This is a genomic window from Streptomyces sp. NPDC058665 (genome assembly GCF_042714995.1).
GTDB lineage: Bacteria > Actinomycetota > Actinomycetes > Streptomycetales > Streptomycetaceae > Streptomyces.
In genome coordinates this window covers 78,164-101,901 of sequence record NZ_JBHXRX010000024.1, presented here as the reverse complement: position 1 = coordinate 101,901, position 23,738 = coordinate 78,164, and the positions used below count along the sequence as shown (strand labels likewise).

The 23,738-nt window shown below is 70.0% G+C and carries 25 protein-coding genes and 2 pseudogenes; 8 read left to right on the top strand and 19 right to left on the bottom strand.

From position 1 onward, the window contains the following. Positions 1 to 147: 147 nt before the first annotated feature. The 3 genes and pseudogenes from ACFWV8_RS17995 to ACFWV8_RS17985 all read left to right on the top strand — a co-directional run bounded on the left by ACFWV8_RS17995 (position 148) and on the right by ACFWV8_RS17985 (position 2,483). A complete protein-coding gene (locus ACFWV8_RS17995; protein WP_384202724.1) occupies positions 148 to 1,149 on the top strand; it encodes a DUF6192 family protein in 1,002 nt (333 codons plus the stop codon). Between the two features lie 2 nt (positions 1,150 to 1,151). Further along, positions 1,152 to 1,571 (top strand): RacP protein, encoded by a 420-nt coding sequence (locus ACFWV8_RS17990; protein ID WP_267067444.1) that lies wholly within the window; start codon positions 1,152 to 1,154, stop codon positions 1,569 to 1,571. A gap of 63 nt (positions 1,572 to 1,634) precedes the next feature. Then, positions 1,635 to 2,483: pseudogene (locus ACFWV8_RS17985) on the top strand (IS5 family transposase). 129 nt (positions 2,484 to 2,612) lie between these two features. Here the strand turns inward: ACFWV8_RS17985 and ACFWV8_RS17980 are convergent. From ACFWV8_RS17980 to tap, 3 genes are all read right to left on the bottom strand, one after another. Further along, entirely contained in the window at positions 2,613 to 3,575 is a 963-nt protein-coding gene (locus ACFWV8_RS17980) for a DUF2332 domain-containing protein (protein ID WP_384202647.1), read from the bottom strand. Positions 3,576 to 3,721: 146 nt separating this feature from the next. Then, positions 3,722 to 4,279 carry a telomere-protecting terminal protein Tpg gene (gene tpg / locus ACFWV8_RS17975; RefSeq protein WP_384202644.1) on the bottom strand — a complete coding sequence of 186 codons (558 nt, stop codon included), beginning with the start codon at positions 4,277 to 4,279 and terminating at the stop codon, positions 3,722 to 3,724. A gap of 2 nt (positions 4,280 to 4,281) precedes the next feature. Then, a complete protein-coding gene (tap, locus tag ACFWV8_RS17970; RefSeq protein WP_384202642.1) occupies positions 4,282 to 6,495 on the bottom strand; it encodes a telomere-associated protein Tap in 2,214 nt (737 codons plus the stop codon). Between the two features lie 95 nt (positions 6,496 to 6,590). Here tap and ACFWV8_RS17965 point away from each other — a divergent pair, with 95 nt between their 5' ends. After that, positions 6,591 to 6,953 carry a hypothetical protein gene (locus tag ACFWV8_RS17965; protein ID WP_384202639.1) on the top strand — a complete coding sequence of 121 codons (363 nt, stop codon included), beginning with the start codon at positions 6,591 to 6,593 and terminating at the stop codon, positions 6,951 to 6,953. A gap of 83 nt (positions 6,954 to 7,036) precedes the next feature. On the opposite strand, the gene ACFWV8_RS17960 is transcribed toward ACFWV8_RS17965, so the two are convergent. Both ACFWV8_RS17960 and ACFWV8_RS17955 read right to left on the bottom strand, forming a co-directional pair. Then, on the bottom strand, positions 7,037 to 7,936 hold the full coding sequence (locus ACFWV8_RS17960) for a helix-turn-helix domain-containing protein (protein ID WP_384202636.1): 900 nt from the start codon (positions 7,934 to 7,936) through the stop codon (positions 7,037 to 7,039). Positions 7,937 to 7,939: 3 nt separating this feature from the next. Then, on the bottom strand, positions 7,940 to 8,152 hold the full coding sequence (locus tag ACFWV8_RS17955) for a hypothetical protein (RefSeq protein WP_384202633.1): 213 nt from the start codon (positions 8,150 to 8,152) through the stop codon (positions 7,940 to 7,942). 1,042 nt (positions 8,153 to 9,194) lie between these two features. Here ACFWV8_RS17955 and ACFWV8_RS17950 point away from each other — a divergent pair. Then, positions 9,195 to 9,401 carry a hypothetical protein gene (locus tag ACFWV8_RS17950; protein ID WP_384202630.1) on the top strand — a complete coding sequence of 69 codons (207 nt, stop codon included), beginning with the start codon at positions 9,195 to 9,197 and terminating at the stop codon, positions 9,399 to 9,401. Positions 9,402 to 9,433: 32 nt separating this feature from the next. Here the strand turns inward: ACFWV8_RS17950 and ACFWV8_RS17945 are convergent, their stop codons facing one another. The 7 genes from ACFWV8_RS17945 to ACFWV8_RS17915 all read right to left on the bottom strand — a co-directional run bounded on the left by ACFWV8_RS17945 (position 9,434) and on the right by ACFWV8_RS17915 (position 13,509). After that, complete coding sequence (locus ACFWV8_RS17945) at positions 9,434 to 9,802, bottom strand: hypothetical protein (RefSeq protein WP_384202628.1); 369 nt, start codon at positions 9,800 to 9,802, stop codon at positions 9,434 to 9,436. A 41-nt stretch (positions 9,803 to 9,843) separates the two neighbouring features. Then, positions 9,844 to 10,086: a hypothetical protein gene (locus tag ACFWV8_RS17940; protein ID WP_384202625.1), complete on the bottom strand. Its 243-nt coding sequence runs from the start codon at positions 10,084 to 10,086 to the stop codon at positions 9,844 to 9,846. Next, positions 10,083 to 10,520 carry a hypothetical protein gene (locus ACFWV8_RS17935; protein WP_384202623.1) on the bottom strand — a complete coding sequence of 146 codons (438 nt, stop codon included), beginning with the start codon at positions 10,518 to 10,520 and terminating at the stop codon, positions 10,083 to 10,085. The genes ACFWV8_RS17940 and ACFWV8_RS17935 overlap by 4 nt, the downstream gene beginning before the upstream one ends. A gap of 224 nt (positions 10,521 to 10,744) precedes the next feature. Next, complete coding sequence (locus ACFWV8_RS17930) at positions 10,745 to 11,626, bottom strand: hypothetical protein (RefSeq protein WP_384202620.1); 882 nt, start codon at positions 11,624 to 11,626, stop codon at positions 10,745 to 10,747. After that, positions 11,610 to 12,155 (bottom strand): RNA polymerase sigma factor, encoded by a 546-nt coding sequence (locus ACFWV8_RS17925; RefSeq protein ID WP_384202617.1) that lies wholly within the window; start codon positions 12,153 to 12,155, stop codon positions 11,610 to 11,612. The genes ACFWV8_RS17930 and ACFWV8_RS17925 overlap by 17 nt, the downstream gene beginning before the upstream one ends. 39 nt (positions 12,156 to 12,194) lie before the next feature. Then, positions 12,195 to 12,356, bottom strand: coding sequence for a hypothetical protein (locus ACFWV8_RS17920; RefSeq protein ID WP_384202615.1), 162 nt, complete (start codon positions 12,354 to 12,356; stop codon positions 12,195 to 12,197). 505 nt (positions 12,357 to 12,861) lie between these two features. Further along, positions 12,862 to 13,509 (bottom strand): HNH endonuclease family protein, encoded by a 648-nt coding sequence (locus ACFWV8_RS17915; protein ID WP_384202612.1) that lies wholly within the window; start codon positions 13,507 to 13,509, stop codon positions 12,862 to 12,864. 240 nt (positions 13,510 to 13,749) lie between these two features. Between ACFWV8_RS17915 and ACFWV8_RS17910 the strand changes: the two genes are divergently transcribed. Further along, entirely contained in the window at positions 13,750 to 14,088 is a 339-nt protein-coding gene (locus ACFWV8_RS17910; RefSeq protein WP_384202609.1) for a DUF6233 domain-containing protein, read from the top strand. Positions 14,089 to 14,696: 608 nt separating this feature from the next. Next, positions 14,697 to 16,064 (top strand): helix-turn-helix transcriptional regulator, encoded by a 1,368-nt coding sequence (locus tag ACFWV8_RS17905; RefSeq protein WP_384202607.1) that lies wholly within the window; start codon positions 14,697 to 14,699, stop codon positions 16,062 to 16,064. Positions 16,065 to 16,353: 289 nt separating this feature from the next. On the opposite strand, the gene ACFWV8_RS17900 is transcribed toward ACFWV8_RS17905, so the two are convergent. Continuing rightward, a complete protein-coding gene (locus ACFWV8_RS17900) occupies positions 16,354 to 16,614 on the bottom strand; it encodes a hypothetical protein (protein ID WP_384202726.1) in 261 nt (86 codons plus the stop codon). Between ACFWV8_RS17900 and ACFWV8_RS17895 the strand changes: the two are divergent. Next, positions 16,528 to 16,743 (top strand): annotated as a pseudogene (locus tag ACFWV8_RS17895) (hypothetical protein); the annotation flags it as partial. The gene ACFWV8_RS17900 and the pseudogene ACFWV8_RS17895 sit on opposite strands and share 87 nt — an antisense overlap. An 86-nt stretch (positions 16,744 to 16,829) precedes the next feature. Here ACFWV8_RS17895 and ACFWV8_RS17890 read toward each other — a convergent pair. The 6 genes from ACFWV8_RS17890 to ACFWV8_RS17865 form a co-directional block, all read right to left on the bottom strand. Further along, the gene (locus ACFWV8_RS17890) at positions 16,830 to 19,004 is read right to left on the bottom strand and encodes a zeta toxin family protein (RefSeq protein WP_384202604.1); all 2,175 of its coding nucleotides are present in this window, start codon (positions 19,002 to 19,004) and stop codon (positions 16,830 to 16,832) included. After that, a complete protein-coding gene (locus ACFWV8_RS17885) occupies positions 19,001 to 19,585 on the bottom strand; it encodes a hypothetical protein (protein WP_384202601.1) in 585 nt (194 codons plus the stop codon). The genes ACFWV8_RS17890 and ACFWV8_RS17885 overlap by 4 nt, the downstream gene beginning before the upstream one ends. A 47-nt stretch (positions 19,586 to 19,632) precedes the next feature. Continuing rightward, positions 19,633 to 19,761: a hypothetical protein gene (locus tag ACFWV8_RS17880; RefSeq protein WP_384202598.1), complete on the bottom strand. Its 129-nt coding sequence runs from the start codon at positions 19,759 to 19,761 to the stop codon at positions 19,633 to 19,635. Between the two features lie 73 nt (positions 19,762 to 19,834). Next, positions 19,835 to 20,419: a DUF4913 domain-containing protein gene (locus tag ACFWV8_RS17875; RefSeq protein ID WP_384202595.1), complete on the bottom strand. Its 585-nt coding sequence runs from the start codon at positions 20,417 to 20,419 to the stop codon at positions 19,835 to 19,837. Continuing rightward, positions 20,409 to 22,151 carry a type IV secretory system conjugative DNA transfer family protein gene (locus tag ACFWV8_RS17870; RefSeq protein WP_384202592.1) on the bottom strand — a complete coding sequence of 581 codons (1,743 nt, stop codon included), beginning with the start codon at positions 22,149 to 22,151 and terminating at the stop codon, positions 20,409 to 20,411. The genes ACFWV8_RS17875 and ACFWV8_RS17870 overlap by 11 nt, the downstream gene beginning before the upstream one ends. Further along, positions 22,151 to 23,737, bottom strand: a complete 1,587-nt coding sequence (locus ACFWV8_RS17865; protein WP_384202589.1) for an ATP-binding protein — start codon at positions 23,735 to 23,737, stop codon at positions 22,151 to 22,153. The genes ACFWV8_RS17870 and ACFWV8_RS17865 overlap by 1 nt, the downstream gene beginning before the upstream one ends. Between the last annotated feature and the right edge of the window lies 1 nt (position 23,738).

Here is a 23,738-nt window from a genome sequence, read left to right as displayed (position 1 = left end):
TGAGCCCAACTTCGTTCAGCAGTCGGTCATTTGCGGTCATTCATTGTGATCAGTGGATTTCCGGTCTGACTCTCGGTGATGAGCGGGTCGTGTCCACGTCACGAACTTCAGCTTCGTGCCCCGGCCCGCATGGATGGTGACAGCACCATGCCGGAGGAGATCGACAACGTCGGAGAAGTGACCCTGTCCCGCTACGAGCAGATCGTGGCCGAGCTGCGGGACGTGGTGGAAGAGCAGACGCGCGGGCAGTTCACGATCGGGGACCGCGCCCTGGAGATCGAGCCGATGCGGGAGACGGGCGGCGGGGTGCCGACCGACCCGGAGTGGTCGGTGACCGCGACGCTGACGCGGCTGGCCGAGGATATCGGCCTGAAGTTCAGCACGGTGAAGTCGGCGAGGTGGACGTCCTCGCGCTGGCCGGCCGATCGTCGTCAGCCCGGTGTCTCCTTCACCGTTCACCGGACGCTGGCTTTCATTGAGGACGAACAGGAGCGGTTCGCCGTCATCCTCACTCCGCCCGAGGGCAAAACCCGGTGGGTGCCGGACGACGCCCGCCGCTACGTGGGCAACCAGGTCGAGACGCCCATCACGCCTCAGGAGAAGATCACCGCTATCCACTCGCTGGCCCAGGACGACCAGGTCGCCGCAGCGGTGACCAGCGATTTCCTGAAACGGCCGGAGGTGACGGCCTCGGTCACCCCGGTGGACAAGACCCGGGTGGTGGAGGAGTTCACCCGCGACGAGCATGTCGCCACCACGGCGGCGACGAACCTGCTCCGGCGGCCGGACGTCGCGTTCAAGGCGATGAGCGACGACCACGCCCGTTTCCAGGTCAACCATGCCCAGAACGAACGGAGTCGGCAAGCCCGTCAGCACTTCGAGGACACCAGCCCGGTCGCCCCGGCGGTCCGCAATATCGACCGGACGGTGGAGTTCCTGGACCTGGTCACCGCCTGCCACGTGTTCGTGGCCGCGGCCGGCCGCACGGTCCCGGGGCTGCGCGACCGGACCCTGGGCGAGGACGAGTCCGCGATCGTGCACCAGAACATCGCGAAAGTCCGGGCGACGCTGGACTGGATCGAGACGGCGGTCGACACCGGCAAGGTCGACATGGACGACGAGCTCGCGGCCATCCTGCGGGGCGAGTAGCCGTGGCCCGCGCCTCACGGCGCAAGGGCGACGCCGCCAGACGGCATGCCGACACCGTCCGCTTCGTGCTGTTCGAAGCACGTCCGGCCGGGCTGGTCCTGCACCAGCTGGTCCGCGCCAGCGCGCTCTCTCAGAGCCAGGTCCGCTCCGGTCTGGCCGCGCTCAAGGACGAGGCCGCGTCCAAGGGCTGGCCGCCGCTGATCTGGACGCGCGCCGACGGCTACCAGCTCGGCGCGGAACGGGCCGCGCTGGAAGCCTACGAACGGCAGGTGGTAGGCGAGAAACTCACCCAGTTCCGCCGGTTCATCACCGGCACCGTCGCCCCGCACGCCGCCGCCCACCCGAACGACAAATGGGTACGGCACATCGTCGCCCAGCTCAACTCCATCGAATCCACCCTCGACCTCATCAGCAGCGCCTGACCGATTCCGCGGGGGCCGACCGGCGAAGCCGGCCGGACCCCGCCGCAGTTCATGGAGAAGAAGATGCGTCACCCCCGTTACCCCTCGGACACCTCGAACGCCGAGTGGGCCCTGATCGAGCCGCTGTTGCCAACCCCGGCCTGCGACACGCCTCGCGGCGGGGCACCGGAGAAGCATCCCCGCCGCGAGATCGTGGATGCGATCCGCTATGTCGTGGACACCGGTTGCAAATGGCGGGCCTTACCTGCGGATTTCCCTCCATGAAGGACCGTCTGGGGCTTCATGGCCCGCTGGGCGGCACGCGGTGTTATCGGGCAGATCCGCGACATCCTCGCAGGCCGGATCCGCCGGGAGATGGGCAAAGGGCCGAGGGCTGTTGCCACCATCATCGACTCGCAGTCGGTGAAGGCGGCCTCGACCGTCGGCAAGGAGAGCCGTGGTTACGACGCGGGAAAGAAGATCAATGGCCGCAAGCGGCATCTCGTGGTCGACACCCGTGGCCTGCCGCTGATGGTGATGGTCACCCCGGCCGATCTCCATGACTCCGCCGCAGCGAAGGAAGTCCTCTTCCGCCTGCGACTGATGCACCCGGAGATCACCCTCGTCTGGGCCGACCGCGCCTACGCGGGAAAGCTCGTGATCTGGGCAAAACGCCATCTCAACCTGACGATCAAGACCGTCAGCCGCCCGAAGGGCACCTCTGGATTCATCGTCCTGCCCCGCCGCTGGGTGGTCGAACGGTCGCTGGCCTGGATGATGAACGCCCGCCGGCACGCGCGAGACTACGAACGGCTCATCCAGCACTCCGAGGCGCTGATCACGTGGGCCGCGATCACACTGATGACCAAGCGGCTGACCCGCAAAGGCGCCCCTACCGCCTGGACGAGGAAGCCCAGGCCCGACGAAGCCTGACCAGTCCCACGTTCAGGAACAACGTCGGTTCCGATGGCGGCTCGACGCCCACCGCCCGGCGACGGGCCATGATCTCCGCAAGGCGCCGACGTAAGCAGAAAGGGTGAAACAACGGGTCAAAGCACCCTCTTACGTCCAGCGGATCCAGTCGCCGTGCGGGTGGGTGAAGGCGACAGGCGCGCCGTCGACGGTGAGGACGAACGGCGAGGTCTCGAACTGGGGCGGCGTGACGTCGGCGACCACGCCCGGCCCCTCGTTCGCTATCCATACGACATCGAGTTCGCGGGCCAGCGCGGCGAAGTCGGCGCGGAGTTGCGGGCTGACGTATACCAGCACCGCTGAGTGGAACACCACGACGCGCGTGTCCGGGGGCGCTTGTGCGACGAGGGCCGGCAGCGCTTCGAGCAGGTCGCCTTCGTGTACGGGCACCGGATGGCGCTGTGCGGTTGCGAGTGCGGAGACGAGGCGTTCGTGGCGGGCTGTCTGCCCTGGCCACACCAGGCACTCGAGCCAGGACCGGTCCTCGGGATCAGACGGATCGAGCGGGTTGAGGTCGATGCCGGTCGCCCATGCCACCTCGGGCATCCGCAGTTCCGGGTGAGGTCCTTCCGCCCGGCACCGGAGTGTCGGCGCCTGTGGGTCACGGCCGGTCAGGTGTGTGTGGCCGTAGTCGTAGGAGTACCGGTCGATGTTCAGGCACAGTCCGGCGCTCGCGCCGACCTCGATCAGGGCGAGCGGCCCATCGAGCGCAGCCAGCGCGGGCAGGAGTGTTGCGCAGCGGCCCGGTTCGTTGGTCTGGGTGCGCCGGGACAGCATCAGTGCCCGCAGTTCCCCGGCCTGTGTGGTGGCCACTTCCCGTAGAGCGTCCGGGTCGGGCGCCGCGCGCAGCATGTGGCGGGCCGCGGCGAACAGCAGGTTCGGCTGGCGCTTGTTGGCGGGCAGGGTGCCCAGGAAACCCAGTACATCTGGGTCGGACGCCACCGCGAGGGCCAGCGTCTCGTAGGCGGGGGATCGTCCCGCCGCCTCGTGCGCGGCGAAGCGCCGGTAGTTCTCTGCCGTTGTCACATGGTCCTCTAAGCCCGTCATCGCCATGTCGTGATCATATGAGCCGGTCCGGAGGTGGCCAAAGCCCCGGGGATCAGAAACAGCCTCTGAGGCTTCACGGCCCAGCCTTCATCCATGCGAAACGCCTCGTCCCAGGCAGCTTCAATGCCTGGGACGAGGCGTTTACGTGCGGACTACAGGCCGATCTCGATCTCTTCGACGTCGGTGAACTCCACGTCCAGGTCGTGGGCGCGGCGGCCGTTGTCGCGGAAGTAGTGCTCGCCCAGTCCCTGCGCGGCGATGTTCAGGAGCTGGTTCTCGGTGGCGCCGGCGTCGCGGGCCTCGAACAGCCGCTCCGCCCAGCGGGGGGACAGGGCCTGGGTGATGTGGCGGACCCGGGCGTCGTCGGTGGTACCCGGCGCTGCGGTGAACCCGAACCGTGCCCTCGTGCTGACGACGATGCCGTCGGTGGAGGCGGCCTTCTTCTTCGCCTTCGCCCGGATCTGCGGCTGCCACCGCTTCTTCACCTCGCGCTCTATGCGCGCGGCGAGGTCGCGGCGGGGCCGCTTGAGCTTCCCTGCGACGTACCGCTCCACGGTGCGCTGGGACACCCCCAGCGCCTGCGCGGCGGCCCTGGTGCCCTTGAGCTGTTTCACCAGGTACTTCATCTGCGCCTGCGCGGACTTCGGGATCGGGCGGGTGAACGCCCCTTCGACCGCGCGGTCCAGGCTCTCCCCGAGGTTGTCGGCCATCGTCACTCCCCGTCGTCGGCGGCGGTGCCGCCGGTCTTGATGATGCGGGCGATGTTCACCAGGCCGTGCTTCTCGTACTGCTCCTCAGCCCAGAGCACGGTCTGGGTGCCTTCGTGCTTGACCATCCCGGGCGACACGCCGAGCCGGAACCCGCCGGGCAGCGGCTTGCCGTCCTCAGTGTGCGGCAGGAAGTCCAGCGGCGAGGGTCCGTCGGAGGGGTAGACGACGCAGTCGGTGCCGACCGCGACCGGGTACAGGTCGGCGGCCGCGGCGACCTTCCGCATCTTGCGGTGCATGTTGATCCGGCTGGCCGACAGGACGGCGGCCCGGATGTCGGGGCGCCACTCCTTGCGCTCCAGTGCCGGCCACGGCTCGAACAGCGCCGTGCTGCGCGGCCGTTCACGGAGCTTGCCGATGCCGCCCTTCGCGGTCGCCTTGATCGCCTTCAGTACGAGCGCCATCTCCGGGTCGACCTGCTTGTGCTGCGCCATCGCCTCGAGGAACGCCTGCTCGTCCATGCCGGACACGACGCCGAGGTCGGCCATCGTGGCCATGTAGGCGTCGCGCAGCCGCTGGTACCAGGCGTCCAGGTAGCCGCCGTGCTCGTACCGTACGTACGCCTCCAGGGGCGCGACGTCGAAGCCGAGCTCCACCGCGTACGCGACGGTCGGTGTGGCGTACCAGGCCGGGCCCTCCGGACGCTCCCCCCGCGCCGTGAACGGGCTGGGCAGCCGCTCATCGAGCTCGATGTGGGACAGGTCGACCAGCCACGAGCCGGGCAGCTTCGCGTCGAACGCCGGGCGCTGGACGTGCGTGGGTCCGCCCAGGCCGACGGTGAGCCGGTTCGCGGCCGCGGCGAACGCCATGTTGACGTCGATCCCGACGACGAACTGCCTGGTGCACTCCGCGTCCGTCAGCGGCCGGCACCAGTCGTACGACTCCTCCATCAGCATCTCGGCAGGAGTCCGCTGGTGATAACGCGCGAACCTGCCCTTCAACACCGGGTGCCCGTCCGGCACCTCACACTCCACCGGCTCATACACGGCGGTCAGCGCGCCCGGCGCCGGCCCGCTACGCCACTCCCCCGTCGCCTCGTCCTTCACCGCCATCGTCGGCGGGTGCAGCGCCGTCATCAGCTCGAGACCCGTGACGGCCGTCGTGCCGCGCGGCGTCATCACCCGCGACGCGTACGTGCCCAGGAATCGGGCCAGGTCCGCCGCGCCCATCGTCGGCAGGATCGGGTGGTCCTTGTTGTCCCACTCACGGACGTCCAGCGCGTTCCAGGCCGGGATGCACAGCTGCACGCAGTTGCGCTTCGCGCCGTCGGCCGGGCGGTAGATCCGCGCCCACGGGCCGAACCCGCGCTGGGTGAGCTGCCATTCGGCGCGCTCCAGCTGCTTGAGAACCTTGTGCCCGGCCGGGAGACGGCCGGCCCGCCGCTCTTCCTCCGACAGGGCGGCGGGCAGGCCGTAGCGCTCCAGCGACGACGGCATCAACACGAGGATCGGATCGGCGTCGCGGCCGTTGCGGTGCAGCCTCGCCTGCCCCAGCCGCGCCTCCTTCAACGTCCACTCCACCAGCGCCGGAATCGACTTAGCGGGAACATCGAGGACCAGGCCGCAGACGCAGTACGCCGACACCACCCCGTCCTGATCGACGTCCACCACGGCCAACGGGCCGTTCTCGAACCGCGGGTCGGCGGTCGCCTGGCCGGACGCCGCCGTGGTGGACGTCTTCGCCGCCTTCTTCGCGCCCGGACGCCGCGACGACGACGTCGGCCTGGTGCTGCTCGCCGCCGGACGTACCGGCGCCGCCGCGGTCGCGGCAGGCGTCCGTGCCGGTTCCGGAGCAGGCGTCTGCACGGCCGGCTTGGTCGGGCCGGTGAACACCTCCGAGACTGCCAGTACTTCGGCCGGGCCGGCTGCTTCGGTGTCCGGGGCGGGGAACCGTGCGGCGAGGCCCTCGAGGAGCCGGGCGTAGGCGGCGCGCTTCGGCGGCCGCGGTTCGGTCTTGCCGGTCTCCCAGTTCCCCACCGCCTCCCTGCGGGCCCGCAAGGCCTTCGCGATCTGTTCCTGGCTCAGTCCGGCCGCTTCCCGTAGACGCTTGCGCTCCGTGGGTGGCGGCAGGGGGTCCTGAGCGACTTCTTCCAGCAGTGCGTCGACCGCGCTGAACAGTGCCTGCTCATCGTTTGCCACAGGGGTCACCTCCGCACCCATCCTACTTGAATCGCGCTTGGATCGCACTTGAAACACTCATGGATCGCGCTTCGATGGTATGTTTGCCCGTCCGCTGAAGATCGAAGGGGAGAGCCGTGGAGCAGCTGCGCCGGGGCGTGAAGCCGACCGCCGTCGGGGCGCCGGTAGTGCCGGACGCCGAGAAGGCCGCCGTGCTCCTGGACGACGTCGCCGCCCGCGGCCGCGCCCTCGCCGAACTTCGCCGGGCGGGCGAGGAGGACTCCACCGCCGAGCTGCAGGCCCGCGTCGCGGCCCGTCAGGCCGTGCGGGCCGCGTGGGCGGAGGGCATCGAGCACACGGTGCAGCTGTCTGTCCTCGCCGAGGCGGGCCTGCCCGACGACGCCTCGCTCGCGGCGGCTGGCCGGGAGCCGGTGCTGCTCACGGCGATCGACCGGGGCCAGAGCTGGGGCCGCCCCTCGAAGGCGGCCGCTGCGGTGTGAGCCGCGAGCCGTACGACACGAAGGCCCTGGCGCCTGTGGGCGCCAGGGCCCCGTTGTTCGGCACCTTCACGAGTGCCGGGGGCCTACGACGGCGCGCGGCGTTGGCGGTTCGCCGCGTTCAGCGCGGCGGCCACAGCGAACGCGGACCGGCTGTTCGCCCCAGCGCTGATCGTTGGTGCGAGCGGCGCAGGTGGCGTGAGGCTCCTGCGCCGTGCGCCTTCAAGAACCTGACTGAGCATCCTCGCCGTGGTTGTGATGACTCCCTTGGTCAGTGCCGGATGAGCGTCGACCTCGAAAATGAGTCGTCGGCTCTCCTGCCCGTCGGGGGTGCGTGCCGGGTCCGAGAACACCTGCACCCGGGGCTCGAAGTAACGGCCGGTTTCAACCAGGAGGTTCGAACGCCGCCGTGCGCCGACCCCACCGGGGTTCAGCCGTTGTTCCTCGGACCGGTCCCATGCCTGCCCCCATTCCCGAAGCGACCTCCCCTTCTCTCCGCACGCCTGGGCGAACGCGAGGACGAACTCGCGGGATGGGCGTCTGCATTTCTGGTGGAGGAACCGCCAGATGGTGGCGTGGGCCAGCACGCCGTCACTGGCATTCTCCAGCTCCTCGTACGTCCGGGCGCCGTCCTTCCTGTAGAGATCGACCAGCGCCGCGTGTAATGCCCTGATGTCCCGCACGTAGCAGGGGTGCGGCACATGCCCGTCGTCGTCGCCGCGGGCGGCGCGGTAGCGGGCTCGCTTCCACAGCCGCTCGGCATCGTCCGGGTCGGCGCCGCAGCCCTCGGCGTAGGCCAGAACTACCTGCAGCTTCGGCACCTGCTCACCGGACGCGGCCCGGATCAGCGTCGAGGCACTGAACTCGGATCGCGCGGCGAGCTGCGAGTAGGTCAGGCCCGCTCGGGCACGCTGATCCCGCAATGAGCGGACCAGCTTCTCCAGCTCCCGGTCGCATGGCGCGATCGGGTTCTCCCGTCGGCCCATGGCTCAGCCCTTCGCCGTCGCAGCGCGCGCACGGCGGACCAGGCGGAAGGCCGTGTCCGTCGCCTCGGCGAGCAGCACCAGCACCGACAAGGCCGGCATCCCCGCCAGGGCAAGCAGCACGGCGAGGACCAGGACGACCACGACGACGGTCACCTCGTGATCGGTCAGCGGCTGGTCGCCGGGCAGGACGCACCCGGCGAGAGCGGTGTGAGACATGATTGTTCTCCTGTCGGTCTGTTTTCGGGCTCCCCAAATGGCCTTCACGTACGGGCGGTTGCCGTCGCCCGTACGAGTGGCTGTTCTGAATGTTGGCGCATGCCGGGTCCTGGTCTGACCGCTCCCTGGATGCGCACGGGGATAAGCGGGGTATAGACCCGTCCTCGGTCCGCACTACGCATTGCACATCCAGTGCTCCGCATCGCAGGGCTTTGCAGGTCAGCAGCGAGATTCCTCGGACCGTTTCACCATTCCCCTCCCGATTGCTGTTGAGCGCGTGGCCTAGGCCGTCGATGCTGGGTGCGACCTCCGATCACGATCGGGGGGTCGGATAGGCCCGTCGGACACTGTGGGGCTCCCCCACGACTTCGGGACATTGCCGCGGGCGGCCGCGTTGCCGCGAGGGCCCCCGCGATCGTCGGTCCGGTCAATTGCCGGCAGGCGCTGAGCGGTCGGCGGCGAATCCCGCCGACCGCTCAGCGCGCAACCACCGCCGATCCGTCTGGGGGCCGCCCCGGAGACCGCAACGAGCAGCGGCGCCGCCAGCAGCAACTGGACCAGCCCGCCGACCAGGCCACGCCCACAGGTCGGCCGCCGACGGCCTGACGGCGAGTCGCGTACCGGTGCCGCCGGCCGCGGCCCGCGCCGATCGTCGAGGCCACCCCGGCATGGCCCCATCTGAAGGACAGACCGCTCGAGGCGTCGTCCGTGCACCTGCTGGCCGCCACACTGGCCAGCGGCGGCAGCCCGGCGCAACTGGCCGACCTGGCTGGCGTCATCGGGGTCCGGCACACGATCGGGAGACGGGTTGCTGTGTGTAGGACCCCTGGCGCCCTGGGTGTTACACAGACGACAATCGCGGTGACGAAGAGTTGTGCGGGGTGGGCAAGGCGGAGGGGGAGAGGCATGAGTGTGCTGTGGCCGCTGGAGCCGGCGACGGAGGCGAAGCACCGGTTGTACAAGCGGTACTTCGACGCGTGGTGGCCGATCCTGCTCCAGTCGAACAAACGAACCGGACGCACCTGGTCCAAGGAGCGTGACCTTGGACGCGTTCGCGGGTCCAGGCCGCTACGAGGACAACGAGGAAGGCTCGCCGGTGTTCACTCTGCACCGGCTGCTGGACCACGGCTCTGTCGCGCGGATGGGCCTGACGCGGAACCGGGTGCAGTTGGTGTTCATCGAGAAGCAGCGTGACCGCTACGAGTACCTGCTGGGCGAACTCGGCCGCGAGTTCGGCGCGCGGGATTAGCGGGGAAGGCGCTCTGGCGCCGACACACACGGTCATCGGACAATCACGGCGGTGGCGGCTTCCTCAGCAGCGGCGATGGCGATGGGGCCGTCGGGGTACCAGCGGTGCTGGCGGCGGCCCTTCTCCGTGTCGTACGCCCGCTGGGCCTCCACCTCGGCTTCCACGCTCTGGCGCAGACGGGACAAGGCGTACCGCTCGTACTCTCCGGCCTCCTGCTGGGCAATCTCGAAAGCGCTGAACGCCTCCGTGATCCGGGCGGTCACCGGGTCGGCCGCCAAGTCGGCCGGGTCTGTGATCTGCAAGAACTCCTGCCACATACGGGCAATCGCCTGCTCGATCCCCGTACGGGCTTCAGTGGCGGCCGCCGCGAAGGCGGCCGACACCCGGCCGGTTGGGCCCATGTGATCCTCCCTCAGTCCTGACTCTTGAGAAGGGACGGCTCTCAGTTGTACCGGGGGTCGGCCATGACCATGGCACCATTCGCCTTACTGCAAGGCCACGGCTCACCAGGACACCCCGTGCACGTCGGGTTGATCCGGTCGCTCGGAGCGTGCTCGGCAAGCTGCGGGGCCGCGACACCCAGCGCCCACCGCTCGCCCGCGGGCAGACTCCGGTCGCTGTTGCCCGCCGCGCGCACGGCCTGGTCGTACGCGGCAAGCTTCTGATGCAGCTCGTCAGGAGTCATGCCGGGCGCCCCACAGTCCAACCCTGGACATCGGACAGACGACCACGCCACAGCGGATGCCTCAACCCTTGCGCCGCATCCCCGTTCAACGTCCCGCGGTAGTTGGTGAGCACGAGAACATCGCGCAAGTGAATGAAGTTGAACGGCTCCCCCTCGCCGAGAGGTTCACTCTTCTCGTCAACCGCTCTGAAAAGCTTCCCCAGCAGCTCCGCACTGCCGCCGGCACCACGCAGGAGGGCGTTCAGTTCGTCCAACCACCGGTCGTGACCGACCAACTCGCCGCAGACCAAGGTCCCGCCCATCATCAGGCTGACAGTCATCGCTGACCCCTTGCCCCCTTCGGAGTTCAGGAAGTCCAAGAGGATGGACAAGTAGAGGTCCTCAACAGGGCCGTACTGGTCCTGCCCGCTGCCCTTGCTCTGTTCCTCGCTCACGCGCGTCTCCCCGCCCGCCATGAGTCCCGGCAGGCACTTCACCCCGGTCGACTCGAATAGCCCAACGCTACCCGCGACCACTGACAACGCCTGAGTCCCGAGCTGTCACCTCGCACTGCCGGCTCGCCGTGTAAGTGCTAAGTCCGGTGGGTCGCCGACCCCGCCCTGGGTTCTGGGTGCGAGCCGGGTCGGTCTGCCTCCGGGGAACGGGGCAGTACGGCGTGTCAGGTGCAGGATTTCGCCTGCCGGCGCCACGGGGAGTGTCCCGCTGAGGCCGCAGGACGTTCAGGCAACATCTTCTGACCGTGACGTCTGGCGGCTCTGACGGCGGAGTTCATCCGGCGTCGGGCGGCGGTCAGGGCGCGGATCCAGTCGGTGAATCCGGGGTCGGGCAGGGGCAGGTCCAGGTCTTCGTCGACGTACCCGACGGCGGCGGGCACGTAGTCCAGGAGGGCCCGGAGGTCGGTGGGCCACTCCGTGCTGACCTCGCGGCTGGCTTTCCTCAGCGCGTTGATGAGCCGCAGGGTCGTGGGCAGGACGCTGAAGTCCGTGAGGGCTGCCTGGTCGAGCACGGTGGTGATACCGGAAGGCACGGCGGGATCGGCACACGTGCCGGCCGGCCCGGGTGTGGCCGGTTCCCTGGCGGTGGGCGGGGGCTCCAGGGTGCGTTCGGCCTGCTGGTGCCACCAGCGTGCTTCGGCGCGCTCGCCGCGGGCGAGGTGATGGAGGTGGAGGCAGTAGGCGGCGGCGTCTCCGTCGCCGGCGGCGTACTGCCACCAGTCGCGGGCGGCTTCGTCGGAACGGGTGAGCTGGAGAATGCAGCCCAGGACACGGGCGCCCTGCGGGTCGGGCAGCGGCTGCGCCAGGACGAACGCGTCCTCGAGGACGTCCAGGGCGGTGGAGGTGACCACCGTCTCGCACAGCGTCTGCAGATCGCGTGTGGCGGCGCGTTCGTCCCATGCCGCCGGTCTGGCCGGTGCGGGGGGCGGGGGCGGGGCGGCGATCCGGGCGGCGAGCCGCTGTTCGGCGGCGTCGATGTCGGCCTGGGTGTAGGGCTCGTGGACAAGGCGGGCACGAGAGAGCAGGTCCTCAACGTGCGAGGTCATCGGTGTGTCCCTCCGTGGTGCGGTCCGGGTCGAGGATCGCCGCCAGGCGCAGCCTGGCGTAGCGGGCGGTCGACCGGACGGTGGCGGCGGCGATGCCGAGTTCGTCGGCGATCTCGGCGGGGGTGAGGTCGTGGAGGTGGAGCAGGACCATGACGTCCTGCTGGCGGTCGGTCAGTTCCCTGAAGGCCCGCAGCAGGGTCAGGGGCTCCGTCAGCTGGCCGATGGGGTCGGTCGTCTCGCGCAGGGCGGCGGTGTCGAACGCGGCCGCGTCGAGCAGGGGCCTCCGCCGGCGTGCCTTCTCGTGGTCGTGGACCTGGTTGCGGAGGATCTGCCACGCGTACGCCTCGTGGTTCTCGCTGACCAGGACCCGGGGCCAGCTGCGGTAGATCCGCTCGAAGGCCGCGTCGGCGGCTTCTTCGGCGTCGGCCAGGTTGTGGAGGTACGACTTGGCGTAGCGGACGTACTTGGGCCGGTGCATCTGGTGGAAGGCGGCGAACTCCACCGGCAGGCGCTGGGGGTGACGGGACATCGGCTGGGCGCCGGAGGCCCTGCGGGACGGGTTCCTCGGTCACCGCTCACCGCCGCCGTCGCGGTGATGGCGGTTCATCTCCGTGACGCCGGCGCGTACGCCCGCGGCGGCCATCCTGCGCAGCAGGACGACGGCGTCACGCCCGAAGACCCGGACCGCGACAGCCAGCATGGTCACGTCCCCGGCGAGTCCGATGGCCATCGGCTGGTGGATTCCCCTCCTGGGTAAGGCGGGCCCGGTGCGCATTCCCTCCCCAGAATGAAGGCCCGGGAGTGCGCCGTTGTGCGCCCTCCACCCAGATGACTGCCAGGCATCACGATGTGTGCACAGGCAACGCGAAAAGAACTACACGGTGCAATCCCCTGGTCACAGACACTTGTTCGCGCCCGCTACGCAGCACCAACGCCCCTCCCAGGTCACCCGTTCAGCCCCCCGGTGACCAGCGCACGCGGCGAATTGGTCCAGTCCTCATTGCGAATTTTGCGCGAAGAAAGCAAACGGTCGTTCTCGAAAAAGTGTGGCTCACGTCACACACCGCACGGCGGACCGCGCACCTTCCGCTCCGCCCCTGCCGGCCCCGAGACCGCGACGACGAGAGCCCTACGCCTCGGTGTGCGCTCACGGGGGGTGAACCGAACGATGCGCGAACGCGCGGACGCCCGCCCCCGGAGCGGAAGTTCCGGTGGCGGGCGTCCGCGGCGGTCGTCTACGCGGCAGACTCGTACGTCACCCGCTGATACCCACAGCCGTCAGCAACGCGCAGCAGGGCGTCATGTTCGGCCTGGTCGACGGACAGGGACCAGCGCAGCTTCGTCGACACCCAGTCCGCGATGTACGTGCAGCGGGCATCGGCGAGCGGTGGCAGCCACTGCGCCGGGTCCTTGTCCGCCTTGGACCTGTTGGTCGCGGCCGTGACCGCGACCAGACTGCGCTCGGCCGTCAGATCGTTCGCGTACGCCTGGCGGCGCTCCTTGGTCCAGAACTTGGCGCCCGAGCCCCAGGCCTCCTTGAGCGGGCCCATGTGGTCGATGTCCAGCTCTGACGGATCGGTCACGACCCGGCCGTCGTAATACGAATGCCAGGTGCCCGAGATGATGCGGCAGTTGGCCTCGACGACCGGCTCGGTACGGGACTCCTCGATGAGGACCTCGGCGCGCGTCGAGCACCCGTCCCGGTCCTCGTCGATCCAGTGACGGAACGCCGTGCGTTCGTACCCGTCGTTGGTCTCCGCAGCCACGGACAGAGCCCGGATCGCGTCGGGAAGCGTCACCTCGGCCGCGTGGGCCGGCGCGCCGCCGAGCAGCGCGACGGCCGCGAGCATGGCGCACAGAGCTGTGCGCAACTTTGTGATCATGCCCCCTTGGTACCGGCGCCCGTACGGGAGTCGGTCGTGATCCGCCGACCGGTCACCCCCACGAGGGAAAACGTCGTACCGCAGCGACTCCCGGCGGCCTCTGTCCGCCAGCCTCGAGCACACCCGCTCCGGGGCTCGTGTCCGCTGATCGTGCCCGGAGGCCCATTGCGCGGCCAGCCGGTACGTCCTGGAGGCGGCCGTAAAGAGGACCCGTATGCGAGACGCTCTAGACTCGTACTCATGTTCGACTTGCCTCCCGATGTGTCACGCCTCCGAGTCATCGAGAAGCAGCTCACCATCTGGCTCGGGCACGTCCGGCGCGCGCTCGCCGAAGCCGAGGGGGAGGCCGCCACCGGGCAGCGGGCCACCGGGACCCGGGATCGTGTCCGCCCGCCAGCTGCGGAGTGGGTCATCGAGCAGTCCCGCGCCTCCGGGGAGGCCGTGGGTGTCCACCGTGGCGACTGCCACCCGGCAGGCATCAGCCGGCCTGCCGGCCGGGACGAGGCGGTGCGGCTGCTCGCGGCCGGTGTGGAGCCATGCCCTTTCTGCCGGCCCGACACCGCACTGGGTGTTCTCTAAGCCCTGCGCGCTTTCGGCCGCTGCTCTCGTCGCGGTCTTGCGGCTCTTCCCGGCCCGCTGTGGCGGCGGGCGTCTGCCGTGCCCGCCGTTGAGACGCGGTGAAGCCCCCCTGCCGCCTGGCCCGTTGGACATAGGCGGGCCAGGCCTCCCCCGGCCGGGCCTGTTGGTGGGTGGATCTCAGATCCACACCAGGGCTTCGACGGCCGCGGGGGCTCCGGGCCATCGATCCCGGCGACGGGGACAGTCGGCGACTCGACCGTGGCGCCGCTGTTCCGTCTTGTCCAGCAGGGGCGGTGATCTGATCGAGCGTGATGAGCCCGAGACAGCCGGCGTCTTGCGGTTGGGCTGGCGGTAGACCCAGGTTGCCGGACACTCGTTGGCTTCGCCCCGCTCAAACAAGCATCGGCCCGGGGCCCCTCCGGTCCGCCTGCGCTCCGCCGCGAGGTCATCCGGCGCGCCCCGCATAGGCGTTGTCCGCGATTCACGGACGCCCCTCGGCAAGGTTGGCTGAAAGTAGCTGCACGAAGGAGGTTGCCACTCATGTATAAGAGATACAGGTTCAGTGATGCATAAGGATGCAGCACTCGAAGTGAGACGAGGAATCAGCCTTGAGTCACGTTCTCCCGCTCGCGAACGGCCTGCGCACCGACCACCCGGTGCCGGGTCTGCCGTTCGTCGACGACTCCCACCTTCCGCTCGACGAGGGCCCGGAGGCCATCGAGGCCGTCGGCCGTCACGAGGCCACCGGCATGTGGGGCCGCTTCGACAAGAACCGCGCCGACGGCGGCTGGCGCGCCTTCACCACCGACCCCAAGCAGCACTCCCTCGGCTGGTCGGTGCGCTACCGCCCCGGCCACGGCCGGACCGTGCTGCTCATGCGCGACGGCGACACATCCCTCCTGCACAGCCAGTGGGCCGAGGACCAGCTGCTGTTCCGGGCCGGCGGCTACTGGTGGAACGGCGAGACCTGGTACCGGCCCGGCCAGGTCTGGGATCCCGTCGCGCAGGACTACGACCGGCGCAAGGCACGCATGGCCGTCACCGTCACCGCCTCCGACATGCTCGACGGCCGCGCCGACCCGGCCCGGGCATACATCGGCAAGGTGCTCACCTTCAACCCCGACGAGACCGCGCCGGACAACTGGCTCGACCACCTGGCGCTGTGGGCCGAGCGCCGCCAGGAGCAGGAGAACACGCTCGAGCCGGAGCGGTGCGTGGTCGACGTCTCCAGCCCCGAGCTGACAGGGGCGCAGCTGATCGGCGCCCCGGAGATGGCCGAGCTGGGCGGGATCAGCGCCTCGACGCTGCGGGCCTACATCTCGCGCGGCAACAGCGAGGTCCCGAGGCCGCAGGCCGTCGTCGGCGGCCGAGACCAGTGGGCCCGCGCGGTGGCCGACGACTGGGCGGAGGCCCGCCAGCGCTCCTACGAGGGGGTCGGGGCCGCGATGTCCGCCGGCGACCGCGACAGCCTCTCGCCCGGCGCGGCCGAGGTACGCGACCGGTTCGCCGCCGACTTCCAGCACACCCTGTTCGACCGGCCCGACGTGCGCAAGCGATGGGTGCTGCGCCAGCGCAACCAGGAGTCCGTCGCCGAGATCGCGGGAGAGCTCTCCTGGTCCGTCGCCTCCAGCCTCGACCGCATCATCCCCACCGAGGACCTTGGCGCCGTCGTGCAGCGCGCGGTGATGGCCGACCTCGCCGACTACGCCGAGGAGTCCAAGAAGGAGGAGTCCTGGTACCTGCTCAACCTCACGCCGCCGGTGGGCAAAATGCTCGTCTGGTTCATCCGCCACTTCCCCGGCGAGGCGTACGCCACCATCGGGGAGATCCAGCGTCAGGCCAACGCCAAGTGGGGCGTACCGGCAACCGACACCCTGTACGTACTGCGCAGGGACCTCTCGCTCGGCGGGAAACTGACCGACGAACAGCGTGAGACGTACTTCGCCCTCCTCGAACCGCACGCGACCACCGACTGACGGCACCAATGAACGACACAGGAGGCCGGAGCCAATGCCAGTGGCTCCGGCCCCTACTCAGCCATGGGGCACCTCGCCTGGTCGACTCCCCCGCACCAGCCCGGGCCGGAGCCAGGGTCCGTACCCGTAGCTCCGGGGCCGATCAGTCAGATCTCCGCAGTCCGTGGCATTGCCCTGCGCGGCTTCGGCCACGAAACTCGTGGATCCTCGTACCCGGCGTCGGCAGTGGTTGAGGGTCATACGGCGACCCCCCGGCGCGCGGCCGGGGGGTCGCCGTGGTTCGGGCGGGCTACCGGCTGGGTGCGTGGCCCTCGATCAGGCGCATCAGCCAGTCGGGGGTGACGGTGGTGTCGGTGGTGCTCGACAGCTCGATGCTGGTGGCGTCCATGTCGACGATGCCGTTGGCAAGGACGCGGTAGCCGGAGACGCTGGCGTGCCAGGTGTGCTCGCTCGCGCCGGTCTCGCGCCGGTAGGTGATCCGCGCCCCGTACGGGGCGAGCGTCGTGTCGAAGCCGTCGCTCAGCTGCGGGGTGTCCGCCCGCTCAAGCACCGCAACCTGAACCTGCTCGGCCGCTACAGCTTCACCGCCTCCACCCCGGCCGCTGGCGCCCTGCGCCCGCTGCGCGACCCGGAGGCGCCGGAGCTGGACGAGGACGACGACGGAGGCGGGCCGGACTAGTCGTGGCCGACCAGGGCGGTGATGAGCTGCGGGCCCTGGCCTTGGTCAGCCGCTTCGCGGCCCTCTACGGCGGCGCGCTAGGACGGCTACCGGCTCCGGCCGCGGTCAGCATCGGGGCCGTCTGGGCGGTAGGGCCGACCGGACTGCCCGGAGCCCCGCGGGTCTGTCCCGGCCGCCGGTGGGCCGTCCGGCCGTCTGGTGGTCGTCGTGCTGCGCAGCCGGGCTGCCGCGGATGACGGCCGGGCCGGCGCGAGCCGCTGGACGGCTGCGGGCGGCAGGATCGCAGCGGCCTCCCGCTCGATTCTGGACAGCCTCTCGTGCCACTCCGGTCCGAGTCCGCGGCTTGTTTCGCGCAGCCGGAGCTGGGTGTCGACGAAGTTCTGGCTCGCCGCCGGCGACAGGGGTCGGGCCCGCTCGGCTTCGATACTCGCGCGGAGGGCAGGTGGCCTGATCCACTGGGTGTCGTCGTTCAGGCTGTTGCTGTACCGGGGCTTGGTCTCCCCTCGGCGGTAGACGCTGGCCAGGTCCACCAGATATCCGTGGTCGACCCGGTCGGCCAGCTCCAGGATGCCGCTGAACGACTGGTCGGCGTTGGCCTGGACGGTGAGCCGTCCCTGACCGCGGTCGGCGAGCTGCTCGAAGTAGCGTGCGGCGATGCCCTGGTTGCTCTCCGCGCGAGAGACGCCCATGAACAGGGCTTCCAGACGGACGGCCGACTGGCGGTAGGCCCGCATCTTGTCCTCCACGGCCAGCGCGTTCTGGGAGGTCTCCTGGATGATCGCGTTGAGCCCGTGCGAGCGGACGTACTCCTCTGCCTGCGCCATCCAGGCCCGGCCATCGGCACGGGTGTAGGCGGCCATGAGAGTGTCGTCCCGTGCCATCAGGTCGCCGTAGGCCGGGTGGTAGGGCTTGTAGAGGTCGCTGTCGACGTCCACGAAGCCGCCGTGCCGGTTGAGAGCCGCTGCGACGTCCTCGGTGACGCGGCTCTTGCCCGCACCGGGCTGGCCGATGATGAAGACCACCGTGGGGATCGTCTGCGGGTCCCGCCCGGCCAGCAGCTGGGGGATGATCCTCTCACGGAAGATCCTCCGATTCTCCGCCTCCGGGAGACGGTACCGCTCGACTTCGGCGGGGTCGATCGTGCTTGGCGAGGGCTGGCGGGCCGCTGCCACCGGCAGGGACTGCACCATTGGGTGCAGGCGGGCGGCCGCACGCTCCTTGATGCGGTGGAGCGGTTCGACGGTTGTGCTGTCGGGGCCCTTCTCCAGCTCTCGGACGGCACCGAGCAGACTGCGGCTGGTTGCGAGGTCCCACGGGGTCGTGGTCGCCATGGCGGTGAGGAGTGCTTCCACCGCTGAGTGCCGGGAGCGGTCGGCGTCCGTCCAGGCTGCCATCGGCCCGATGCGGTGTGCGTCGCCCAGCATGCGGTAGAGCGCGTCGAGGGTGGTGTCGTTGAGGTGCTCGGCGGCGGTGAAGTTGATCGCCACGCGGTGGCACAGGCGCAGCCACCCGGCCGCTTCCGCGGCCGGCAGCGGGCGGGCCCGTTCGGCCTCGATGGCAGCTGCCCCGACAGGCTCCCGCAGCCAGGATCCGTCTGGGGTGCGCACGTTGGTGTAGAGGTCTTGACCGGTCCGGTTGGTGACCTTGATCCGGTGGATCTGGGGAGCGGCCTCGGCTGCCGTCACGGCAAGGGGGACCATGCGGTAGGCGTTCTGGGACCGGTCGGGATAGACCCAGCGGCCCGGTGCGGCATCGTGCGCCGGCAGGTGACGGTTGAGGGTGTCCAGGCTGCTGCGTTCCAGCCGGACAGCGAGGGCAGTCATCTCGACCTGATAGCCGTAAGCCGCATACGTGTCGGCGATGGTCAGCAGCGCCTGCGGGTCCTTGAAGGTCCCCTCCAGGAGCAGTCCGTAGCCGTGCTGGCGCGCATGCTCGTGGCTCATGGCGACCCAAGCCGTGGTGGCCTGCGCCGTGGCGTCCTTCATCAGCAGGGGGTGGGCGGCCAGCACCTCCGCGTACCGAGGGTGCAAGGGGCGCAGGTCGTCCGGGCTTAACGCGACCAGATCGCCTCCGTCCGGCTCCTGCCGCCGGGCGGCGATGGCCTGGCTCTTGCCCGCGCCCTGCTGGGCGCCGAACAGCGCCAGCACGGGCTGGGACTGCGGGCTGTATCCGTCGAAGACGAAGGGTCGGACCACTTCCTCGAAGAGCGTCCGAAGCTGGCCGTCATCGAGGAAGTAGTCACTGGGCTGTGCAGTGCTCACCGGCTCTCCAGGCGGGCGATGTCGCTCTGCCACTGCGCGATCTGCTCCAGCAGCTCGTCGCGGTCGCGCGCCGGGACCCGCCGGGTGGCTGCGCGTACGGCATGCGCCCGCTCTTGCCACTGCTGCGACTGTTCTGCCTCAGCCCCGGCCTGAGCGCGGGCCATGAGCAGGCCGATGAGCCGGGAGGCGGTTTCCGCGAAGACGTCGTACACCGTGGCGGTCGGCACGTCGTCGAAGGCCTTCGGCCGGTTGCCGTCTGCGGGGTGGGCCGGATCGGTCTCGGGCCGGACCTCGCGGGCCAGAGCGGAGTAGCGGGCGCGGGCTTCGGCGATCTGCTGGTGGTCAGTGGAGCGCAGCGCCTCCCTTTCGCGGGCGAGCCGGTGCTGCGCGGCCAGAGCGGCGTCGACCGCCTCGCGGTTCGGCTGGGCCTTGGCCTCCTCGGCGGCGATCACCGCGGTGTAGGCGCCGACCAGCCCGTTCACCGCCTCGATTGCGGCCTCGTACGCGGCAGTCTCCTCGTTCGACCAGCCATGCGTCTCCAGCTCGTGGGTGATGGAAGTTCCGTTGCCTGGGGTGGACATATGGCTCCTTCTTGTAGGGGTTCATCATCGGGGAGGACGCGCCGAGATCAGAGGCGGTTCGTCGAGGTCGCCATGTGCTGGGAGGCCGCCGCGACGAACCTGTCCGCCGCGGTGACGGCGGTCTCGCGCAGCAGGTCGAGCGAGTTCTTGTCGGTCGCGCCGCGCAGCACGAGCACGGCCCCGCCTCACGGCCCGGGTCAGGAGAGCAGCCCCGGCCGCGCTCGCTGACGGGTTGTCGGAGGTAGATGGTCACGGCCCGGCACCGCGCCAGGCGCTGGGCACGATGCCGGGCAGGCGGTGGTCGATCTGGTGCTCGTTCTTGGTGCAGCCCGCGAACGGCCCGTGGGAGCTGCGCAGTTCGCGCAGGGCCGGGTCCAAGTGGTCCCGGTGCCAGACCGAGGGGCCGGTGTACCCGCAGGACGCCGGGTCGGTCAGCTCCTGCCATGCCAGCCACAGAGCATGGAGGCGGGCGATGGCGACAGGATGCTCGAACCACTCGGGGCACCAGCGGGCATCGGCGCTCGGCTCAGCCAGGTAGCCGGGAACGAGTACGCACTCCACCCACTCGATCAGAGCGCGCATCTCGTCGTCGTACTGCGGGGGATCGAGCAGCAGGATGAACGGCGGGTACTGCCACTCGTCTTCGTCCGTTCCATCGTCGCTCTCCCCGCCGGCCGCCGCCGCGTCGTCGGGTGCCTCGCCCGGCTCACCGCCCTCGGTGAGGGCCTGAACCTCGGCGGTCAGGGCCGCGAGCTGGGCCTTGAGGTCTTCGATGTCCTCGAACATGCCGGCCGGCACGTCCAACCGCGGTGTCTCGCCTGGTTCATCGGGCACGGCGGGCCGCCTGCCGGTCCGCGTACGCCGCGACGGCGCGCTTGGTGAGGGCGGCCTCCTCGGCGGCCATCTGCGGGCCGATGTGCGCCAGCACCTCCTCCGCGTACCAGGGGCGCAGTCCGATCTGCGCGACGGGCATACCGGTGGCCAGCAGCAGGGCCGTTCCCTTCCTCATGGAGCGGATCTCTGCAGGGTCGAGTACCTGCTCGCGCTGCTCGGACCAGCTGCGGCTTTCGCCGTCCTTGCTCTTGGAGAACGAGCCGCGCTCGACGTGGTGCGCGCCGGTCAGCGTGCTGATGTCCTGAGCGAACTTCGCGTCGTCGATCCCGACGCCGATCAACTTCTTGGTGGCCGCGCTCCACATCGCGTCCATGCCGACCTCGCCCCACGCCTTCACCCCTTGGCGGTACGACTGGAGGATCACGAACGGGGTGATGCCCCGGCTGCCGAGGTGGGAGTACAGGTCGGGGAGGTCCGCGATTTTGCAGATGTTGGCGGCCTCGTCCAGGACGGCGCGCATCGGCTCGGGCAGGCGGCCGCCCGCGCGTTCGCCCGCCTCGGCGCCGGCGGTGAACACCGCGTCGGCGAGTGCGGCCACCACGGCGGACGCGGGCCCGCCCTTTTTCGACAGGAGGTAGAGGGTGTCCTTGCTGGTGGCAAAGTGCTCGGGGTCGAAGCAGGGCCGGTGCTTGTCCGGCGTCACCCACGCGAGCACCTTCTCGTCCCGCAGGGCGGACATGGCGGTCCGGGCGTTCTGGTAGATGCCCGACTGGGTCTCTTCGGCGATGTTGATGGAGGATTCGACCTGTTCGGCGAGCACGGGTTCGCGCTGGTAGAGGATGCGGAGAGGGGCCTTCTCCTTCGGGTCGGCCAGCCACTTCATGACGTCCCGTACGGTGCCTCGTTCCCACCAGGCGGCCCGGAAGAGGCCGACGAGCAAATTACCAGCGGCCTGGGACCAGAACGGGTCTGCCTGCTCGTTGGTGATCTGGGTGACGAAGTGCGAGGCGAGGCGTTCCGCGTTCTCCAGAGTGTCCGCCTGGGCGACCATGTCCCACCACATGTCCCGCTCGGCCTGCGCGACGCCCTGGGTGTCGAGAATCCAGGCCTGGCCGACCTTCGACCGGCTCCCGAGGGTGGCGGCATAGACGTCGGCCTTGTTGCTGGTCAACAGCAGGGCCGCCGGGGCTTCTTCGGCCACGGGGATGGCCAGCGACGTCGACTTGCCCGCGCGGGGCGCCATGATGGCGATGTAGGTGTCCTCGTCCGACCCGCGCAGTTCCACACCGGACGGCCGGTGGTCGCCGAGGAGCACCCCACGGTCCCGGGCCGGGATCTCCTTCGGCCTGATGTCCTTCAGCGAGGCGCGCAGCCGGGTCGCGGTACGGGTCGCGTGTTTCGGTGTCAGCTCCCGCACCTGGTGCAGGGTGGCCAGACTGCTCGGGTTGCGGAACCAGCGGAACGCCCACCGCAGCCCCCACACGACGAGGGCGACGACAGCGAGATCGAGCAGCCCCGCGCCGATGGTGGACGCGGTCTGGGAGTGCGGCCACGCCGTCGACCAGTCGGTGGCCATCTGGTAGGCGCCGACCAGGGACAGGGGGAAGGGCGCGACGTCCTCGCCGGTCAGTGCGGCGCCGGCCGCCGCCCCGGCCCATGTCGAGACGGACAGCGTGACCGCTCCCCCGAGCACGATGCCGCCGAAGGCCCATGCACGGTCGTTCTCCGTCATCATCGGCTGCCGTCCCCCGTGGTCGTCGCCCTGCGGCGGTTGGTGTCCGTGCGGTACAGGCGCTGTTCGGTCGCGGTCAGCTCCAGCGACGCCGCGATCCCCGGCCTGGTGCCGATCTTGATCAGGTACTTGCCGCGTCCCGGGTGGCGGGTGCCCTCTTCGTCCACCAGGCGGGCCCCGTCGTCCTGGGTGGGTTCGATGTCGAGTCCGGTGCTCGTCGCGGACGACCACGAGCCGATCATCATGCGCTCCTGCTCGGTGAGGGACCTTTTGCCGGTCACCCGGCGCAGCTCCTCCTCGGATGACGCGCCGATCACCCAGGTGTCGCACCGGTCCATCAGGCCCCGCGCTTTGGCGCGGTCGGTCTCGGTGGGCAGCGCCTCGACGTCGAGCAGGGAGTGCGTGACGTAGAGCGTGACGTCGTCGGTGGTGCGGTTGAGGCGGCTGATGGCGTCCATCGCGTCTACCAGGCCGGGCCCGGACCGCAGGGCCCGCCACATCTCGTCCATCGGCAGCACGAGTTTGCGGTCCATCAGCCCGATGCTGCGGGCGCTGTCGATCGCGCTGTAGGTGTACGCCCACGTGGCGATCATCCCGGCGGAGACGACGTCGTTTCCGCGAGCCCGCAGGGCGGAGATGTCTACGGAGACCGCGGGCGAGTTGATGTCCAGCGGGGTGGTGGTCGGCCCGTCGAAGAGACCCTTCAAAGGGCCGCCGATCAGGTTGTCGAGACCGGCGATGACGCTTCTCGTCAGGTCCCGGTAGCGCTCGCCGTCGGCGGCGAGCTTCGCCCGCAGCTCCTCCGGTGCCTCCCGCAGCACCCGGACCACGTCGGGAACGATGGGGTCGCTGCCCTCCGCCTGGGCGGCGGAGGCGAGTTGGACGGCGGTGTCCAGCGCGCTGCGCTCGACCTCGTTGGGGGCTCTGCCGAGCCCGTGCTTCGTGGACAGCAGCGCGACCAGCGTCTCCAAACGGCGCCCGTTCAGGACGTCGAGCAGGGCCTCCCGGCGCTTGACCGGCAGCCACTGCACGCTCCCCTTCAGCGGGCCGCTGTCGAGCGGGTTGAGGCGGCCGATGCCGTCGCCGATCCGTACGACGGAGCCGCCGAGTTCGCTGATCAGCGTGCTGTACTCGCCCTTGACGTCACCGGGGATGCACACCATATGCCCGTACGCGCTGTAGACGAGGCACACCCGTTTGACCAGCGCGCTTTTGCCCGCGCCGGGCTGGGACATGACCCACACGCCGGGGTTCGTCGTGAGCTTGCCGGTCCAGCCGGACGGGTCGATGGCGACCAGCTCGCCGGTGAGGACGTCCCGTCCGACCGGCACGCCGCGCGGAGGCAGGCCGGAGCCGAGGAGGAAGGGGTAGATGCCGCCGGCCTGGCTGGTGGGGCCGGTGTAGACGGTGCCCGCGTCCTCGACCGGTACCTGGCCGCCGAACCGGCCGCCCCATCCCAGCCGGGGCGCGAACCGCCCCTTGAGCTTCTTCTCGGCCTGCCGCTCCTCGCGGCTGGGAGTTTGCTCGACCACCCGCGTCACACGCTTGGGTGTGGTCACCACGGGCGGCTTCGGTTGCCGTGCCATC

What these genes read in the sequence shown, in the direction of transcription:
- ACFWV8_RS17995 (WP_384202724.1), top strand. Translation starts at nt 148, where the DNA reads ATGCCGGAGGAGATCGACAACGTCGGAGAAGTGACCCTGTCCCGCTAC.
- ACFWV8_RS17980 (WP_384202647.1), bottom strand. Translation starts at nt 3,575, where the DNA reads ATGGCGATGACGGGCTTAGAGGACCATGTGACAACGGCAGAGAACTAC.
- tpg (WP_384202644.1), bottom strand. Translation starts at nt 4,279, where the DNA reads ATGGCCGACAACCTCGGGGAGAGCCTGGACCGCGCGGTCGAAGGGGCG.
- tap (WP_384202642.1), bottom strand. Translation starts at nt 6,495, where the DNA reads ATGGGTGCGGAGGTGACCCCTGTGGCAAACGATGAGCAGGCACTGTTC.
- ACFWV8_RS17960 (WP_384202636.1), bottom strand. Translation starts at nt 7,936, where the DNA reads ATGGGCCGACGGGAGAACCCGATCGCGCCATGCGACCGGGAGCTGGAG.
- ACFWV8_RS17955 (WP_384202633.1), bottom strand. Translation starts at nt 8,152, where the DNA reads ATGTCTCACACCGCTCTCGCCGGGTGCGTCCTGCCCGGCGACCAGCCG.
- ACFWV8_RS17945 (WP_384202628.1), bottom strand. Translation starts at nt 9,802, where the DNA reads ATGGGCCCAACCGGCCGGGTGTCGGCCGCCTTCGCGGCGGCCGCCACT.
- ACFWV8_RS17940 (WP_384202625.1), bottom strand. Translation starts at nt 10,086, where the DNA reads ATGACTCCTGACGAGCTGCATCAGAAGCTTGCCGCGTACGACCAGGCC.
- ACFWV8_RS17930 (WP_384202620.1), bottom strand. Translation starts at nt 11,626, where the DNA reads ATGACCTCGCACGTTGAGGACCTGCTCTCTCGTGCCCGCCTTGTCCAC.
- ACFWV8_RS17925 (WP_384202617.1), bottom strand. Translation starts at nt 12,155, where the DNA reads ATGTCCCGTCACCCCCAGCGCCTGCCGGTGGAGTTCGCCGCCTTCCAC.
- ACFWV8_RS17920 (WP_384202615.1), bottom strand. Translation starts at nt 12,356, where the DNA reads ATGGCCATCGGACTCGCCGGGGACGTGACCATGCTGGCTGTCGCGGTC.
- ACFWV8_RS17915 (WP_384202612.1), bottom strand. Translation starts at nt 13,509, where the DNA reads ATGATCACAAAGTTGCGCACAGCTCTGTGCGCCATGCTCGCGGCCGTC.
- ACFWV8_RS17910 (WP_384202609.1), top strand. Translation starts at nt 13,750, where the DNA reads ATGTTCGACTTGCCTCCCGATGTGTCACGCCTCCGAGTCATCGAGAAG.
- ACFWV8_RS17885 (WP_384202601.1), bottom strand. Translation starts at nt 19,585, where the DNA reads ATGTCCACCCCAGGCAACGGAACTTCCATCACCCACGAGCTGGAGACG.
- ACFWV8_RS17870 (WP_384202592.1), bottom strand. Translation starts at nt 22,151, where the DNA reads ATGACGGAGAACGACCGTGCATGGGCCTTCGGCGGCATCGTGCTCGGG.
- ACFWV8_RS17865 (WP_384202589.1), bottom strand. Translation starts at nt 23,737, where the DNA reads ATGGCACGGCAACCGAAGCCGCCCGTGGTGACCACACCCAAGCGTGTG.